The following is a 12,247-nucleotide window of genomic DNA, read 5'->3' as shown; positions in this document are numbered from 1 at the left end:
GAACTTCGGCCGGACGCAACTCGACTTGGTAGGTCATACCCAGCCCAGATCGGCTTTCACCTGAGCCCAAGGGATATTGGGGCCTCCTCGGCCATCGCCTCGTCGAACGCGGCGATATCTTCGGCTTCTTCCAGAGCTTCAAGCATCTGCTCGTAGCGCTCAGGACTGACAACCACTGCGGCGCGGTGACCGCGACGCTCGATAAACACCGCTTCGGTCTTCGAGCGATCAATGACGTCTGAAAAGTGGTTGCGTGCGTCTGCGACGCTGACTGTGGATATAGTCAAAATGTACATCAAATGAGTTCCTTGAAAGAAAAATCACGCTGATCGGGATACCCACTGAAGGAACCCGGAGCGAGACGATATCGAGCACAGTGATGCATCTACCCATAGAGGCTCAGCCTCGGCTGCGAAGCGCAATCGAGCAGAGGAAACGCCCCGGAGTCAAAGGGAAATAAGCATCAGACCACAGACAGGTCCATCTGGCTCATTTCGCTGCACTCTTGCAGGCTCCAAACAAGGAATACTGGGGCATGGACTCAGATGTGACCGCACGTGGCTCCTAGGCGGCATTCGAACGGTTCTGAGAAGGAATGCAAATGTCAAAAGGTACCAAGAAGGCTCTAGGAATTCTCAGTGGTCTGACGCTGCTGGGCCTTAATATCGCGGTCTCGCTGTTTTTCGCTCTCTGGCAGATCGCGGATGGTGCGGCTATTAATCGGATGGAGACGACTAATGGTTTCGATCCATCCCAGATGCTTCCTAATGCGGATCTTATGTGGATGGCGTCGCATGCTTCCTTGCTCATGGTGCTGGTCGCTGATGTCTTGGCCGCAGTGTTCGTGGTCATCTTGGTGAAGTCTCGTCAGCGTTCTCGTCAGGCACTGGTTGAGCCCTTATGCGAGCCATCATTAAGGCACTGAGCTATACATACAGGGTGCAGGAATCTTGTGGAATGTGCACCGTCTGAATTCTTCGCTGGACTAGGTGCTGAGGAGAATCGATGTGGGATCCGAGCACTGTCTGGGCAGTCTGGAATAGACGATGCTCACCCGCAAGGGAACCTTGTACGGATGACAGATATCGATCTGGGTTCAAGCGCCACCGAAGCCGGCATGGCGATACTGAGACTATTCGCTTCGGCTTGCAGACCCCGTGGTGCCCCTAATCTCCGCAATCCGGAGTCGCAGAAAAGTAACGGCCAGGATCAAGACCCAGATAACAAGTACTGCGATAACGACGAGAACCAATGAGTAGAGGCCGATAAAAAGGCCGCCCATGACACCAAAACCATACATTTGAACCCCCAGCTTTCCAGTACCACCTGCTCGGTGGCGTTAATGAACGAATCGCTCTTCGAGCATATAACACCACCAGTTGAGGAATCCGGAACATGGCTTCCTTACCGTCACAACAGCTTGGGTCCCCGCAAGGACTGTCTGTCAAAGGATGTCGGCCAACCGTCCCACAAGCCGGTCGGATACCGGCCTACGGATTCAGGCGCACGCGGGAGCTGAAAAGTCCTGCCATGGCAGTTCCAGAGGGGAACCTTCTGCGGGGCAACCTCGTGGTGTTCCAGGCATCCAGCTGCTGGGTGGGTATCTCATGCCACGGGGAGCCGCTTCTATGGCGGTTTGCCAGTGGTTGCCCGGCGATACGGGCAAAGACGGAACTACCTGACATACTCTGATCATGGCCGTTTCGTTCGAATGCACGACACCATCCAGCATGCCAAAAGCGCAGCTTTTTGATTTAGCGCGCAGCATTGACGCGCATAAGGACTCGATGGCGCACTCCCGTGAAAAAGCTGTCGCTGGTGTCACCTCGGGACTCATTTCGTTTGAAGAAGAGGTGACGTGGCGTGCGTGGCATTTCGGTCTTCCGCTGCGGATGACAAGCCGGATCACACAAATGGAGGCGCCAGACTCCTTCGTTGATGAACAGGTTAAGGGCCCGTTTAAGTCGTTCCGTCATATCCATGAGTTCAGCCAGGATGCGAAGGGCACCATCATGATTGACCGCATAGAGTTCGCGGCACCCTTCGGCCCCGTCGGGCTACTCGTTGAGAAGCTGGCCCTGGCCCGCTATATGCGAAAACTGATTGAAACACGGAATCGCCACCTCACCGAGGAACTGACGCACAGATAAGTCATCCAGTAACCCAACCTTGGACGGAACACGTTGGTGGCCTGGACTGAAGGCCTGATCCAAGGGGAGCCGAACGAGGCATGTAAGTCCGAAACCGCATGCTGGCGCTAGCGCATAAATCTCTCGTCGTTGATTGTCACGACCCTATTTCCATTGCGCCCGCGGCACGTCCGTCGAGCAGATGCTGCACAGTCGCACTAGCATTCTCGGCCAATCCTGGCGCCGCCTGAGTAACGGGTTCCTCCCTAGCGGCAATGACTTGCACCTGTTCAAGCGTGTCGTTGACGATGTCTTTAGTGCCGCGCAGACCCCACGAACTGAACTCGAGGACGAGATCGTCCTTGGTGACGGTCGCGTGCAAGTACTTCTTGTTCACAGCGAGGGCCAGCTGCCCAACCAACCCTTCGCGAAGACCATGAGGTACAAAGTCATACGCTGGCGCCAATGCAATGTGCCCATCGGCATAGTGAAGAAGACCCAGGTTCTTCGCGTGCATGTCGAGGTTTGAGATGGCGACGCCGAGGGTTGTGATGACGGCAAGCTTCCGCATATCGTGTGCCTGACCGTGAGTTCTCAGTACTTCAGCGATGCGCTTCAGATTCACGATGCCGCCGTACGCCTGGTATTTCTGGTTCCTGGCGGCTCCGAGGACCTGGTTGAAGTCTTCTTGGTGAACCCTCCCGCCGGGAACTGCAAGATCACGGTCGAACCGTTGGATAACGAGCGCATCGGTTCCGCCAAAGTTTGCAAGATGCGTGTCAAAGTTGGCAATGCCAAGCGCACGGGTGAAGCGCGCTCCGTACTCTTCATCGAATATTTCCGTGGGCCGACTTGAAACTATCGGCTTCACGATGTGCGTCGACGGGAACCCGCCGAAGACTTGGTGCCACCCGCCGTTCAGGTGGGCAAGAACAATCTTCGGCTGCACGCCAGCGAGTGACGTCTTGCCCAGAACGCCGGAGTTAGCGAGCGGGTTCGCGGCGCGCTCAGTCAGCAGGACGTGCACGTCCTCCTCCGACACCGGCCGGGCTTCGGGTGTCTGTGGCTCCGTAGGATTGTCAGCGTCCCATATCTGAAGCGCGCCCGCGATGTCGCGCCCGAACCGGGCCAAGAACGCCAAAGTATCGCGCCTGCGCAGCCCGGCCATCGCCAGCATGAACTCAAGCTGATCTCCTTCCGGGAGGAGTTCCTCGAAGAAGTTCCGCCTCCGCGATGAGTGCGCCCTGTTTGGCCGCGCGACGAATGGCACAGCGACGGATAAGGCCCGGCTACCCACCCCGAAATGATCGATAGCCGTGCGTGCCGGTGTGAAGTCGAATGTGCGCTCGTCACCGCTCAGCTCCCCAATGAACTGCCCGCTCAACTCAACATGGAGTCTCATTGAGGTTCTCCACTTTCAGTACTGTCGTCCCACTCCGCGGTGACGGTCACACCGCATTCGCGAAAGAGCTTAAAAAGCCTTTCCGCGTAGAGGGTATAGGTCTCGGACTCCAGATTGCTGATAGCGCTCTGCGTGACGCCCGTCCGCGCGGAAAGCTCCCTCTGGGACATCCCTGCGGCCAGCCTCGCCTGCTGCAAAGCCATCCCTAGATCAGACGGTGAATGGATCTTCGCTATTTGTTTCGACACTTTGAGCCTTCCCCATTGACACAGACGATGCTGTGATACGAATATTCACATCATAACCAATGATATGAATATTCGCATCAATTCCGGTGTCTGGCGAATGCCGTTGACCTCAGCACCTTTGCAATTCAGGATCGCAGCTGGTCATATTGACCGTTGACTATGCAGCTGTCGCTTTCAGAAAGCGACGGCACGACTATCAGAAGTCGTTAGCTTGGTAGCTCTGAGCCCGTAGGGGAACCCGCTGCGGTCATCACGATTGATGGAATCATCCCTTGGTTGGACGATCTAACTTTCACATACTGAAAGAATTGTCTGATGGAATCCAGCCAGCAACCCACCTCGGCCGTCATGCGTGCACGCGCCGTGACTAACGAGGGAATGGGTCTGAATTGCAACGAATGACACAGAGAGGTTGGCTTGGACTTTCCTTCCTCTCCTTCCTTGCCTTCCTTGTAACGTACTTCATCGGGGCTATTGCCTCAGGTAAGGACATTGACAAGACCTGCGCGAAGGCAGGTCAGTTGCTTGACGAAGACTATCGAGCGCAGAACTAGAAAGAGCCGTCCCGATTCTTTCCTCTACATGACAAATGCAACGCTGGCTATGACATGATCCCGGTTTGGGTTAACCCCGCCCTGGTGATCTTTTTTGGTTCTCACAGGCGCATTTATCTGTGCGTTAGTCGTCTCGGAAGTTAAATATGAGAAAAGACGCCGACAAGAGCCGACAAGAAAGGCAAGCTCATGACAAGCCCTGAAATCGCACGCCGCGGTTTCCTCGGAGCTACCGTGGCTGTCTCGGGCGCGATGACGTTCCCCACGATTGCGGCTCTAGCCGTGCCGTAAGGGGTATTCCGTATAGACGCAGTCAAAGTGTCCCGCAAGCCGGTCGGCAAATGGTTCACTGAAACCAGGACAGCGACTTTGAGCGGTCCAAGTTGCTCTTGTTTCACTGGGGAACCTCCGGCGGGACTGCCTAAGACTCAAGGATCAAGAATCCAATGGACTTCTGAATACGTTCTGAACTAGACTCGAAGCATGAACACACGCACCCGTTCCCGAACCACGTTTCAGTCTTCTGAATTGAGCCGCTCTTCCGCTGAGGTCTTCGCGGCTGCGGCAGATCATCCTGTTGAGGTCACTCGTCGTGACGGTGAATCTCTGGTGCTCATGTCCGGCAGTGCAGATCGAGCACGCACTAATCTGCTGGAGCTGGCAGCCCAGCTTGTTGCGGTTTCAACGAGCACGGATGGAACTCTAGTAACTCGCATGATCGACAGGTTCCCTTGGATGCTGGCGCTGAGCCCGGCCGATCAGCAGGCCTGTGCCAATGATATTTTGTCCGCCGCACGCGCTTCGTTCGCCACCAACCAGCCGCACCTGGCCATTGCTGAACTCACAGCTTGGCGCGAAACGGCGACGGCTATCGCCGCTGGCCTCGGCCAGGAGCCCGTGGAGTGGCTCGATGATTCCGTAGTGGTTGAGCGCCCCTAAGGGATGGCCAAGAACCTGAAAGTCGAGCGGCCAACAAAGAAGTCTGAATACGAGATTCGCTTCGCCTCTACCCAAGCCCAGCGTGGCTGGATGAATCTAAAGGCCACGATCAGGGGCCCCTTGGCCGATGCTTGGGGTTTTCTGACGAGGACACCTCTGGCTGTTACACCGACCAATTATCACTTACGTGGTGAACACGGCGCCGTCACCCGTAATGGCTCCACCCATGAGCGATGGCAGCACAAGCCAACGCTCAAGGGCGATGCTCGTATATGGTTCTACGTCGAGGGCCCGGTCGTCTATCTGGAGCAGGTCCATACCAAGCATCCCAACGAGACCAAGTAGGGATCTTGGGAAAAGAAAACTTCCAACGGTAGCGCCTCTCTCAGATGCCTAACCACTGGACCACAGCCTGGCTGGAGCAAGCCTCCAAGAGTCCACCCGCAGGGGAACGTCCTGCGGGACACCGGGGTGACCAAAGCTGATTCGTCGGCGGGCAGTCAGCGTTCGTAGACGTTGCTGCGATGACCAAGCGTGATCACTGCTACAACGAGGATGTTGTCGTCAACCGTGTAGACGATGCGGTAGTCCCCTATGCGAACTCTGAGGCCGGGACGCCCCTGGAGGGCCTTGGCACCTGGCGGCCTTGGATCCTCACCGAGGAGCGCGATCGCTCCACGAATGCGGTCGCGATCCTGATGGTCAATGCGTTTCAACGCGCGAACTGCGGCAGGACGCAACTCGACTTGGTAGATCATACCCAGCCCAGATCGGCTTTCACTTGAGCCCAAGGGATGTTGGGGCCCTCCTCTGCCATCGCCCCATCGAATGCGGCGACATCTTCGGCTTCTTCCAGAGCTTCAAGCATCTGCTCGTAGCGCTCAGGGCTGACAACCACGGCAGCGCGATGACCGCGGCGCTCGATGAACACCGCTTCGGTCTTCGAGCGATCGATGACGTCTGAAAAGTGGTTGCGTGCGTCTGCGACGCTGACAATAGCCATAGTCAAATTGTACATCCAGCATTTTGAAATGTACATGAAATAAGTTCTTTGAAAGGAAAGTCACGCTGATCGCGATACCCCCTGAAGGAACGGCCTACGGGACGCCAGTAACAGTACCCGGCCGACGGGTGGCGCCGTTTGGAGAGAACAGAACAGCAAGATCACATACCAATGGTTAATTAATTAAGCATTGGTATGCTGAAGTCATGTCAATGTTTGAGCAGAACGTGGCCTGGCCATCACTCGGCTATGAAGAGCGGCCGTGGCACAACGTTCAAGACGAGTATGGCTCACGTACGCAAAGACGCCGGGCTACCGGGCCTTATCTGGCCGCGGTGCCCCCATTCATTTCCGTTCTGGAAATCCATATCGATGGCGAACTGCAAGCACTAACTGAAGAAGCAGCCAGTGAACTCGCCCGCTTCGACGCCGAAGTGGGGCACATTGCAGCACCATTCGCAGCCATTCTCTTGCGCACGGAAAGTGCCTCCAGCTCAGAGATTGAGAACCTAACCAGCGGCGCGCGACAGATCGCCTTGGCGGAACTCGGTGAGCACGCCTCGAAGAACGCGCAACTGATCGTGGGCAACGTCAGAGCCATGCAAGCAGCGCTCACACTATCCGAATCCATTGATGGCCACGCCATCCTGGAAATGCACAGGGCGCTACTGGAGCAAAGCAACCCCGACATCGTCGGCCATTGGCGCGATCAGCAGGTGTGGATCGGAGGAGGGAGCCTCGGGCCCCACACCGCACAGTTCGTCCCGCCCCATCACGAGCGAGTCACCGCACTCATGGACGATCTTGTCGCCTTCGCCAATCGCGACGATCTTCCTGTTCTTGTTCAGACCGCGATTGCCCATGCCCAATTCGAAACGATCCATCCATTCCCCGATGGCAATGGCAGAGTCGGCCGGGCACTTATCCAGGCGATGCTGCGTGGAGGGCAGCTAACGCGCAATGTCGCCGTTCCGGTCTCCGCAGGTTTGCTCCACAACACGGATAGTTATTTCGATGCCCTCGGTGCCTACCGGACAGGGGACATCGCATCGATAGTTCGCTCTATAGCTGAGGCATCGTTCGCGGCAGTTCACAATGGTCGCATCCTCGTCGACGACTTAGAAACTGTCCAGCTTGAGTGGCGCGACCGTGTTAAGGCTAGGCGCGACTCCGCGGCCCACCGGCTCGTGAGTGTCCTCCTTCGCCAGCCAGTTATTGACGCCGCCACCGCTGCAAATCAACTTGGTATTTCAGCCGTCAATGCCCAGGTCGCTATCAACCGCCTTGTCGATGCCGGCGTCTTGATCCAAATCTCGAGCGGACGACGCAACCGCATTTGGTTGGCGAAGGATGTTGTGCGGGTTCTTGACGAGTTCGGTGCTCGGGCCAAGAGACGCCGATAGGGGAAGGCTAGGTGGGCAGTTTTTTGCTGACCGGTGCTGATTCTTGCCGTGTTGCAGGAGTAGTCGGGACGGGCCCTCGGCTAGCGGCGAGTGAATCCCTCGTCGTGCCAGTAGGCGGCCTGTGCCGCCGTGCGCCGCAGAATCGCGTCGGCGGAGTGCGGCGCAGGCCACAGCATCAGCTCGTAGGAGTCGGGCGCGGGATGCTCGACATCGGCATTGGAATGCGCATGGCCGGCGTCCATGCCCCGTGCGTTCCACCGAACACGATAGCTGGGGGCGGGAAGATCGAAGCGCACAACCGGGTCTTCCGCCCAGCCGGCGAACGCGGCCTCGCCCGAAGGGACAAGGCTCGCCTCGACCACTTCCTCCCACTCGCCGAGGTCGGGCGCGTCGTCCCACAGACTCACTCGCACCGGAACCCAGCCGGTGTGCGTCCCCGTGATGAGGAACAGCGCGCCGGCGACAGTCGCCCCGCACAGCCCGTTCACCTGACCGACAAACGCTCCATCGGGGATCGGCGGCTCGACTATCCCTGTCGTCAGCGTCATCTGCGCATACGACGTGAACACTAGGCCGTCAAAGAGCACGCGCATGGTCTCGTCCTTCCTCGGCGCCCTGAGTGACCGGTCACAAGCCGAACGTCTATCGTACTTAGGCGGAACAGATATGGATCATTTGGTCGCTATGAGTTCGACTTCGAAGCCGTCGGAATTCACTAGGTAGGCAGCGTAGTTTTCAGGGCCGCCAGCGTGGGGGTACTTCTCTGCAAATAGCGGTCGCCAACCGTGGAGCTGACTGTCCGCCATTAGGGCATCGACCTTTTCTTCGCTTCCAGCATGAAATGCCAAGTGATTCAATCCCGGCGCTGTTCGTTGATGCTCTCTGCTGGTCAGCGCTGGGGATTCCTCGGCGACTATATAGGTGCTGCCTCGCCGCCAACTAATTCCTTGATCCCAATTCTGATCCGGCGTATACCCCAAACGAGTCAGCATCCAACCCCATTCAACCTTCGCGCGTTTAAGGCTTGGCACCCACAGCTCGACATGGTGCAGGGAACCCTCTAGATCTTCGTCCAACTCCCAAGTCTCACACAGCCGTCCGCTAGCGGAACCTCCTGCGGGACGGTCTAGGCTTCGCTTTTCATCGCTGGTTATATACCAACAGGGTTTCTAGCCGGGTGTTTTGTTTCCGGGCTCAGGATTGCTCATTCCGGGAGGGTATCGAGGGCTGCGGTGAGCTGTTCCTCTGGTGGGAGTATCGCACGATCCTCGGTGGTGAGCTGATCATAGGTGTAGGCGGCCACAGCCATGGGCGAGGTGGAACGTCCAAGGGCGTATCGAACGGTGTGATCGTTCTTGCTGCCGCAGATGAGAATTCCGACTGTCGGCGCGTGAGCTTGGCGTCGTAGTTTGTCATCGACCAACGCGACATAAAAATTCAGCTTCCCAGCGAATTCGGGTTGGAACTTCCCCGTTTTTAGTTCGATGACGAAGTAGCGCAGCTGCTCGACATGGAAGAACAAGAGATCAATGTAAAAGTCGTCTCCGTCTACTTCCATATGAACTTGGCGGCCAACAAAGGCGAAGCCTGGGCCCAATTCCCGCAGTGTCTCCACGATACGGTCCATGAGCGCCTGTTCCAGGTCTCTTTCTGCCACCTCGCCCGAGAGCCCCAGAAACTCAAAGGCATAAGGGTCCTTGGCCACTTGTTGTGCCAGTTCCGAGTCCATGGCAGCCAAATGCTGCGTGAAGTTAGACGGCGCGGTCCCCGTGCGTTCCATGGAACGATTCATCATCATGTTCAGCAGGACATTGCGGGACCATCCGAATTCCACGGCGGCGGCGGCATACCAATCACGTGCTTGAGGGGTTTCTGCCTTGTCAAGAATGGTGCGGATGTGTCCCCACGGCAATTGCGCCACAAGCTGTGGCACATTTGACTCAGGTCCCCAAGCGCTGGTCATGGTCCGCATGTACTGCAGGTTGCGTTGGGAAAAACCCTTCATCAGCGGAAACTCGGTGCGTAGGTCTTCAGCCAAACGGCGGATGACGCCGGCACCCCATCCTTGGTTGTCTTGATGCGCAAGTATTTGCTGCCCAATGCCCCAGTACAGGCTAATGAGTTCCGTATTGACTCTGCGCTGGGCAGTAATCCTTGCTTCACGGACCCGATCCTTCAACGAAGCCAGCACCTGGGCATAGTCGTCGGGAAGAGGGGAAAGGTCGCCGGATGTCATCAATCAAGACTACCCAACGCCTCTTGACCAAACATTCACTTATTCCCAACCCACCTCCAGTATGTTCTGGCAGTCAAACTTCTAGGCGTGGAGGCCAGCCGCGTCATGCCCACTGGGGAACCCTTACCGGACATTTCTGCAATCCTTGGTCTTGGATCATGTCGGGCTGTAGAGCGAATCTGAAGGGGACCGCACCCGGTCTATCCGAAGATATGGCCCCGAAAGCCAACACTGCGAGCTCGGATTTCGAGTGGTACGTAGATCGGACTGTCCCACAGGAGTCTTGGTCCGCGAGCCAATCCGCCTCGGCATCAGTGGCAGTTGACCGGTTTCCGATCAAATGGTTCCGGATCGTACAAATTGTCAATGCTGAGTTCTCCACTATCGATGAGCGGCTGCAACGCCTTGTGCCTTGCGATGCTTTGCGTGCGTGTCCTGAAAACATAAGCGTCGGCGATGGTAAGTTCCCCGCCGGATGCAGTCCACACCAGTGTGTAGTCGCCTGAATTGATTGGCCGGTATACATCATTGGTATGCCATTTTCCTGCCGACCTGCCGACTCCTATGATGCCGACGGCGTAGGCCTCCCCTTGACTACCACCAAACATTGCGGTCTCCCGTACGACCGCTCGACAGCCATCCGGTCCATGAGGATCCAGGATGTAGTTACTCGTACCCAAATCGAAAAACGCCACCATCGCGCTGCCCGCCCCAACCACGCTAACCAGCATAAAGAAGACAACGGAACGCATCAGTCCCCAGCGCCCATCATCCGTTCTCAGGCCCGGCCTCCTGCTGCCACGGACGATCCAAAGGACCCAGATCACCAGCGAAGCCAGCAAAAGGCCACTGCTTAGTATCCAGGCGCGGATGACATGCGAGCCAACTACCAGGATCCACCCGTTGAAGAACCCAATGACCACTCCGAAGCCGAGCAACAGAGAAGCGATGCTGGCCAAATACACTCGTGACCTGACTGGCAGGTAGTACTTCTTGTCTGTCCCCATCGAAGGATTCTATCTGGAGTGGAAACTGACGATGCTTGGAATGGTTGTGGACGGCCAGAATCAAAAAGAGAAAACATGCACGCCGTTTGCAAAGTGAGACTACATCGGACTGTCACAAATGGAACCCTGAAGGGGCATCAAGTCTGAAGAATCCTTCCTAGGTATGATGCTTCGTTTTGGACCAACTGAAACACTGGAGGAATGACCTCTCGCCTGACACTCGGCCTTTCCGAAGAGCATTTACTCGCCCTCGTAGCGGCGCCAGCCTCGATCGGATCGCCATGCGAATCAGGCGTTTCTACGCGCTCGGGTCATCACGCCCGAATCTATGGCACTCAATGAGAGCCGTTGAAGAGGGGCCTTCGTGGTATCTGAAATAACTGTCATCCCCGATTCCTCGAGGGTTGCTTTGAGCCGCAGGCGCATCCTTTGGGGTAGCACCTTTCTGCTCATTGCCGCTATTGCTGGTTCGGCTGTGGGCGTTCTATGGTCTTGGGCTTCGCCGCACAGACTAAGCCAAATTTTGTATTACGTGATGCCCGATGTGCAGCTGATTTTTTGCGCGTTTATCGTCAGTGGCCTCACTGCCGCCGCGGGCATAGTTATTATGGTGCCTCCGTTGATCCGATGTATCTCTCGTCTTTGGGTTAGACGGCTTAGCGGAATCGCTGTATCTTTGACTATTTTCGCCTTGGCGGCCTTGTGGCTGCTGTTCCTGCCGTTCTTCTTTGTCAACGCCTTTGGTCACAGCTATACCAAAGTTTCGGCTGAAGACGGTCAAAGTGTGGTGGTCAAGCGGAATGGCTTCAAACCGAAGAGTTACGAAGTGTATACCCGGCGATCCTCCTATATCTACGAATATTACGATGGCTTTGTGTCTGCCTCGCGGCACATGACAGGGTCCAGCGGAACTTTTGATCCCGATGCTTGCGTTCTAGATTCCAACGATGCAGGGCTTTTGCTGACTTGCGGTGACGAGGTCGTTAGGATTCCCAACTCATCGAGGTGAAGCAGCTGGGTTGCTGTTCTCGCCGAACTACATTTGATACGTTTCCTCACACGATTTGTGACCAAACTGCGCGGCTAGCCCTGAGTTCGCCTACCGAGTCATTGACACCAGCATCCTTCTAAGACATCGATTGCATCAGTCTCCGATGGATTCCCGGGGCAAGCTCCAAAGCTACTGACCAAAATCCTAGTTGTCAGCTTTGGCCCATATTCGTACATCAAAGAGATTCGGCTATCTAACCTGTCAAAACCAGGACGCTGTCCCACAAGACGGTCCTCTAGAGGACCGCCCGGAAGCGGAACCCTCTGCGGGATGGT

General features: G+C 56.4%; 16 protein-coding genes. 7 read left to right on the top strand and 9 right to left on the bottom strand.

The annotated features are described in order from the left end of the window. Window positions 1-56: 56 nt before the first annotated feature. Window positions 57-296, bottom strand: coding sequence for a type II toxin-antitoxin system Phd/YefM family antitoxin (locus RY113_RS14710; protein ID WP_245932088.1), 240 nt, complete (start codon window positions 294-296; stop codon window positions 57-59). Window positions 297-601: 305 nt separating this feature from the next. Between RY113_RS14710 and RY113_RS14705 the strand changes: the two genes are divergently transcribed. Next, the gene (locus RY113_RS14705; RefSeq protein ID WP_110105411.1) at window positions 602-925 is read left to right on the top strand and encodes a hypothetical protein; all 324 of its coding nucleotides are present in this window, start codon (window positions 602-604) and stop codon (window positions 923-925) included. Window positions 926-1,694: 769 nt separating this feature from the next. Further along, on the top strand, window positions 1,695-2,150 hold the full coding sequence (locus RY113_RS14700; RefSeq protein ID WP_315915172.1) for an SRPBCC family protein: 456 nt from the start codon (window positions 1,695-1,697) through the stop codon (window positions 2,148-2,150). Window positions 2,151-2,286: 136 nt separating this feature from the next. Here the strand turns inward: RY113_RS14700 and RY113_RS14695 are convergent, their stop codons facing one another. Next, complete coding sequence (locus tag RY113_RS14695; protein WP_315915171.1) at window positions 2,287-3,531, bottom strand: HipA domain-containing protein; 1,245 nt, start codon at window positions 3,529-3,531, stop codon at window positions 2,287-2,289. Continuing rightward, window positions 3,528-3,734: a helix-turn-helix transcriptional regulator gene (locus tag RY113_RS14690; protein ID WP_110107701.1), complete on the bottom strand. Its 207-nt coding sequence runs from the start codon at window positions 3,732-3,734 to the stop codon at window positions 3,528-3,530. The genes RY113_RS14695 and RY113_RS14690 overlap by 4 nt, the downstream gene beginning before the upstream one ends. Before the next feature lie 443 nt (window positions 3,735-4,177). Between RY113_RS14690 and RY113_RS14685 the strand changes: the two genes are divergently transcribed. From RY113_RS14685 to RY113_RS14675, 3 genes are all read left to right on the top strand, one after another. Beyond that, entirely contained in the window at window positions 4,178-4,333 is a 156-nt protein-coding gene (locus tag RY113_RS14685; protein WP_170121024.1) for a hypothetical protein, read from the top strand. A 483-nt stretch (window positions 4,334-4,816) separates the two neighbouring features. Then, entirely contained in the window at window positions 4,817-5,272 is a 456-nt protein-coding gene (locus RY113_RS14680; RefSeq protein ID WP_315915170.1) for a prevent-host-death protein, read from the top strand. A 3-nt stretch (window positions 5,273-5,275) separates the two neighbouring features. Further along, entirely contained in the window at window positions 5,276-5,617 is a 342-nt protein-coding gene (locus RY113_RS14675) for a hypothetical protein (RefSeq protein WP_315915169.1), read from the top strand. 155 nt (window positions 5,618-5,772) lie between these two features. Here the strand turns inward: RY113_RS14675 and RY113_RS14670 are convergent, their stop codons facing one another. Together RY113_RS14670 and RY113_RS14665 are read right to left on the bottom strand one after the other, a co-directional pair. Next, the gene (locus tag RY113_RS14670; protein WP_315915168.1) at window positions 5,773-6,030 is read right to left on the bottom strand and encodes a type II toxin-antitoxin system RelE/ParE family toxin; all 258 of its coding nucleotides are present in this window, start codon (window positions 6,028-6,030) and stop codon (window positions 5,773-5,775) included. Then, window positions 6,027-6,275, bottom strand: coding sequence for a type II toxin-antitoxin system Phd/YefM family antitoxin (locus RY113_RS14665; RefSeq protein ID WP_315915167.1), 249 nt, complete (start codon window positions 6,273-6,275; stop codon window positions 6,027-6,029). The genes RY113_RS14670 and RY113_RS14665 overlap by 4 nt, the downstream gene beginning before the upstream one ends. Before the next feature lie 206 nt (window positions 6,276-6,481). Between RY113_RS14665 and RY113_RS14660 the strand changes: the two genes are divergently transcribed. Then, the gene (locus RY113_RS14660) at window positions 6,482-7,678 is read left to right on the top strand and encodes a Fic family protein (RefSeq protein ID WP_315915166.1); all 1,197 of its coding nucleotides are present in this window, start codon (window positions 6,482-6,484) and stop codon (window positions 7,676-7,678) included. 80 nt (window positions 7,679-7,758) lie between these two features. On the opposite strand, the gene RY113_RS14655 is transcribed toward RY113_RS14660, so the two are convergent. The 4 genes from RY113_RS14655 to RY113_RS14640 form a co-directional block, all read right to left on the bottom strand. After that, entirely contained in the window at window positions 7,759-8,271 is a 513-nt protein-coding gene (locus tag RY113_RS14655) for a hypothetical protein (RefSeq protein ID WP_315915165.1), read from the bottom strand. A 78-nt stretch (window positions 8,272-8,349) separates the two neighbouring features. After that, complete coding sequence (locus RY113_RS14650; protein ID WP_315915164.1) at window positions 8,350-8,754, bottom strand: VOC family protein; 405 nt, start codon at window positions 8,752-8,754, stop codon at window positions 8,350-8,352. A gap of 128 nt (window positions 8,755-8,882) precedes the next feature. Then, window positions 8,883-9,914, bottom strand: coding sequence for a PDDEXK nuclease domain-containing protein (locus tag RY113_RS14645; RefSeq protein WP_315915163.1), 1,032 nt, complete (start codon window positions 9,912-9,914; stop codon window positions 8,883-8,885). Between the two features lie 311 nt (window positions 9,915-10,225). After that, window positions 10,226-10,921 (bottom strand): hypothetical protein, encoded by a 696-nt coding sequence (locus tag RY113_RS14640; protein WP_315915162.1) that lies wholly within the window; start codon window positions 10,919-10,921, stop codon window positions 10,226-10,228. A gap of 364 nt (window positions 10,922-11,285) precedes the next feature. On the opposite strand from RY113_RS14640, the gene RY113_RS14635 reads away from it, so the two are divergent. Further along, window positions 11,286-11,930, top strand: a complete 645-nt coding sequence (locus RY113_RS14635; RefSeq protein WP_315915161.1) for a hypothetical protein — start codon at window positions 11,286-11,288, stop codon at window positions 11,928-11,930. Window positions 11,931-12,247 lie beyond the last annotated feature (317 nt).

Origin of the sequence: Arthrobacter sp. lap29 (assembly GCF_032458965.1) — a bacterium.
GTDB classification, from domain to species: domain Bacteria; phylum Actinomycetota; class Actinomycetes; order Actinomycetales; family Micrococcaceae; genus Specibacter; species Specibacter psychrochitiniphilus.
The sequence above is the reverse complement of the archived record's forward strand: the minus strand, read 5'-3'. Positions and strand labels throughout refer to the sequence as shown.

Bases quoted from the DNA above. Each gene is read 5' to 3' on its own strand.
- RY113_RS14710 (WP_245932088.1), bottom strand. From the start codon at position 296: ATGTACATTTTGACTATATCCACAGTCAGCGTCGCAGACGCACGCAAC.
- RY113_RS14705 (WP_110105411.1), top strand. From the start codon at position 602: ATGTCAAAAGGTACCAAGAAGGCTCTAGGAATTCTCAGTGGTCTGACG.
- RY113_RS14700 (WP_315915172.1), top strand. From the start codon at position 1,695: ATGGCCGTTTCGTTCGAATGCACGACACCATCCAGCATGCCAAAAGCG.
- RY113_RS14695 (WP_315915171.1), bottom strand. From the start codon at position 3,531: ATGAGACTCCATGTTGAGTTGAGCGGGCAGTTCATTGGGGAGCTGAGC.
- RY113_RS14690 (WP_110107701.1), bottom strand. From the start codon at position 3,734: ATGGCTTTGCAGCAGGCGAGGCTGGCCGCAGGGATGTCCCAGAGGGAG.
- RY113_RS14685 (WP_170121024.1), top strand. From the start codon at position 4,178: ATGACACAGAGAGGTTGGCTTGGACTTTCCTTCCTCTCCTTCCTTGCC.
- RY113_RS14680 (WP_315915170.1), top strand. From the start codon at position 4,817: ATGAACACACGCACCCGTTCCCGAACCACGTTTCAGTCTTCTGAATTG.
- RY113_RS14675 (WP_315915169.1), top strand. From the start codon at position 5,276: ATGGCCAAGAACCTGAAAGTCGAGCGGCCAACAAAGAAGTCTGAATAC.
- RY113_RS14670 (WP_315915168.1), bottom strand. From the start codon at position 6,030: ATGATCTACCAAGTCGAGTTGCGTCCTGCCGCAGTTCGCGCGTTGAAA.
- RY113_RS14665 (WP_315915167.1), bottom strand. From the start codon at position 6,275: ATGGCTATTGTCAGCGTCGCAGACGCACGCAACCACTTTTCAGACGTC.
- RY113_RS14660 (WP_315915166.1), top strand. From the start codon at position 6,482: ATGTCAATGTTTGAGCAGAACGTGGCCTGGCCATCACTCGGCTATGAA.
- RY113_RS14655 (WP_315915165.1), bottom strand. From the start codon at position 8,271: ATGCGCGTGCTCTTTGACGGCCTAGTGTTCACGTCGTATGCGCAGATG.
- RY113_RS14645 (WP_315915163.1), bottom strand. From the start codon at position 9,914: ATGACATCCGGCGACCTTTCCCCTCTTCCCGACGACTATGCCCAGGTG.
- RY113_RS14640 (WP_315915162.1), bottom strand. From the start codon at position 10,921: ATGGGGACAGACAAGAAGTACTACCTGCCAGTCAGGTCACGAGTGTAT.